This window comes from Pseudomonas sp. 05T35, assembly GCF_056396605.1.
In genome coordinates, this window is the sequence record NZ_JBFTLU010000511.1 from 1 (window position 1) to 2,967 (window position 2,967).

Genomic DNA, 2,967 nt, shown 5'->3' on the forward strand with positions numbered 1-2,967 from the left:
GTGTTCACAAGACCTGTGGGAGCGAGCCTACTCGCGATGCGGTATTCCCGATATTACTGCTGGTGAACCGAGATCACCGGCGTCGGCGCGACGAACACCTTGGCGTGCATCTGCTCCCCGCCACCGCCACGGCGCATGYCGCGTACCGGGCAGGCATCGAGATAGTCGAGGCCCACCGCCAGTTTCAGATGACGCTCGGGTTTGGCCAGTTCATTGGTGACATCGAAGCTGTACCACGCGTCGTCGAGCCAGGCTTCTGCCCAGGCGTGACTGGCCAGGTGTTCGCTGTTTTCGCTGTACAGATAACCCGACACATACCGCGCTGGAATCCCCAGGCTACGCGTACAGGCAAGAAACGCATGGGCGTGATCCTGGCAGACCCCGGCACGCCCGGCGAACGCTTGAGCGGCGCTGGTGTCGACTTCGGTGGAGCCCGGCGTGTAGGTCATGTGCTGGTTGAGGCCATGCATCAAGTCGATCAACGCTGTGCGATCACGCCGTTGGCGACATTGCTTCTCGGCGAATGCGCGTAACGCTTCATCCGCCTCGGTCAGTCGAGTGAAACGCAAGAACGGCAGCGCTGACTGGCTCTCATGCTCGGCCTCACGCAACTCATCGATGTCCACCAGCCCTCGTGCGCCGATGATGATTGCCTCATGCGGCTCGTCCATCGTCAGCACATGCAGGATGTTGCCAAACGGATCGAGTTGCGCACGCACTGGCCGCGGCAGGTCGAGCCGCCAGCTCAGTACGTGCTGACGCTCGCTGTCGTGAGGCGTCAATCGCAAATACTGGATGCTTGCCCGCACCTGATCTTCGTAGTGATAGGTGGTCTCGTGGCTAATGGAAAGTCTCATGCAGCCTCCAGATAGGAACTGTGTATGGCGTTGCCCAACTGGCGCACCAGCGGGATGAACTCGGTCAGCCAGGCGTGCAGGCCTTCGGCGAGGATTTCGTTGATGCCGGTGTATCGCAGCCGCGCATCCACTTCTGCTGCCAGACGTTGCGCAGGACGGCCATTGGTCCCCGGCAGGCTGGCGAGGATCTGGTCGATTTCCTCAGTGCAGGCACGCAGCGAACGCGGTACGTCGGCACGTAGCAGCAACAGCTCGGCGACGTGCCGCGCGCCAGGGGCGTCGCGGTAGATCTCGGTGTACGCCTCGAACGACGACAAGGCCCGCAGCAACGCACTCCACTGGTAATACGCATAGGCCGTACCATCGCTGACCGCCTCGGCCTGATCGCCGGCCATTTCGTAGCGGGCATCGAGCAGGCGCAGCGTGTTGTCGGCCCTTTCAATGAAGGTCCCCAGGCGAATGAAACGGAAGGCATCGTTGCGCATAATGGTGCCGTAGCATGCGCCCCGGAACAGGTGCGAACGTTCTTTGATCCACTCGCAGAAACGGCTCATGCCATAGCGACTGAGGCCCTGTTCGGCGATACCGCGAATTTCCAGCCAGGTCGCGTTGATGTTTTCCCACATGTCGGCGGTGATCCGCCCACGTACTGCATGAGCGCTGACCCGCGCGGCGCCGAGGCAACTGTAGATACTGGCCGGGTTGGCCACATCCAGGGCAAAAAAGTGCAGCAAGCGCTCGGCGTGCAATTGACCGTGGCGCTCCAGGTAATCGTCCAGCGTGCCGGTGATCAGCAAGGGCATCGCCAATTCGTGCAGACCATCGCCGCGGCCATCCTGCGGCATCAATGACAGCGAATAACTGATGTCGAGCATCCGTGCGAGGTTTTCCGCCCGCTCCAGGTAACGCGACATCCAGTACAAATCCGAGGCAGTTCTACTTAACATGGCAGGCTTCCTTCAATCCTCGACCACCCAGGTGTCCTTGGTTCCGCCACCCTGTGACGAATTGACCACCAGGGATCCTTCGCGCAGGGCTACACGGGTAAGGCCACCGGGGACGACCCGGGTTTCGCGGCCTGACAGGACAAACGGACGCAAGTCGATGTGCCGCGGGGCAATGCCGTTTTCGACAAACGTCGGGCAGGTCGACAGGGACAACGTCGGTTGGGCGATATACGCGTGGGGCTTGGCCTTGATGCGTGCGCGGAACGCTTCGATCTCGGCAGCGGTGGCTGCAGGCCCGACCAGCATTCCGTAACCACCGGAACCCTGGGTTTCCTTGACCACCAGTTCAGGCAGGTTCGCCAGCACGTGAGAAAGTTCTGACGGGTTGCGACACTGCCAGGTCGGCACGTTCTTCAGGATCGGCTCTTCGTCCAGGTAGAAACGAATCATGTCGGTCACGAACGGATAAACCGACTTGTCGTCCGCGACACCGGTGCCGATGGCATTTGCCAGCACCACATTGCCGGAGCGATAGGACGACAGCAGTCCTGGAACGCCGAGCATCGAATCCGGATTGAACGCCAACGGATCGAGGAAAGCATCGTCGAGGCGACGGTAKATCACGTCGACGGCTTTCGGACCGTCGGTGGTGCGCATGAACACCTTGTCGTCGCGCACGAACAGGTCCGCGCCTTCCACCAGCTCCACGCCCATCTCCCGCGCCAGAAACGCGTGCTCGAAAAACGCACTGTTGAAGCGCCCGGGAGTCAGTACCACGACACTCGGATTGTCCAGCGGGCTGGAACTTTTCAGCGTGTCGAGCAACAGGTTCGGGTAATGATCGATGGGCGCGATGCGCTGGGCGGCGAACAACTCGGGGAAGAGCCGCATCATCATCTTGCGGTCTTCGAGCATGTAGCTGACGCCACTGGGCGTGCGCAAATTGTCTTCGAGCACGTAGTACGTGCCGTCGCCATCGCGCACCAGATCGACGCCAGAGATGTGCGAATAGATATCGCGATGTAGATCCAGCCCTTGCATGGCGAGCTGGTATTGCTCGTTGGCCAGTACTTGTTCGGCGGGGATGATGCCGGCCTTGATGATGCGCTGCTCGTGGTACAGGTCGGCAAGGAACATGTTCAATGCCTTGACCCGCTGAATAC

Annotated in this window: 3 protein-coding genes; all 3 read right to left on the reverse strand. The window is 60.8% G+C overall.

Features of this window, described 5'->3' with window-relative positions:
* Nucleotides 1-53: 53 nt before the first annotated feature.
* Entirely contained in the window at nt 54-857 is an 804-nt protein-coding gene (locus AC1DH9_RS26280) for a transglutaminase family protein (RefSeq protein ID WP_477809078.1), read from the reverse strand.
* Nucleotides 854-1,804: an alpha-E domain-containing protein gene (locus AC1DH9_RS26285; RefSeq protein ID WP_427540406.1), complete on the reverse strand. Its 951-nt coding sequence runs from the start codon at nt 1,802-1,804 to the stop codon at nt 854-856. Before AC1DH9_RS26285 ends, AC1DH9_RS26280 begins: the two co-directional genes overlap by 4 nt.
* Nucleotides 1,805-1,816: 12 nt before the next feature.
* Nucleotides 1,817-2,967, reverse strand: a 1,151-nt coding sequence (locus AC1DH9_RS26290) for a circularly permuted type 2 ATP-grasp protein (protein ID WP_477809079.1), incomplete at its 5' end; no start/stop codon positions are given.

Excerpts from the sequence above, each read along its gene's own strand:
- AC1DH9_RS26285 (WP_427540406.1), bottom strand. The coding sequence starts at position 1,804 with ATGTTAAGTAGAACTGCCTCGGATTTGTACTGGATGTCGCGTTACCTG.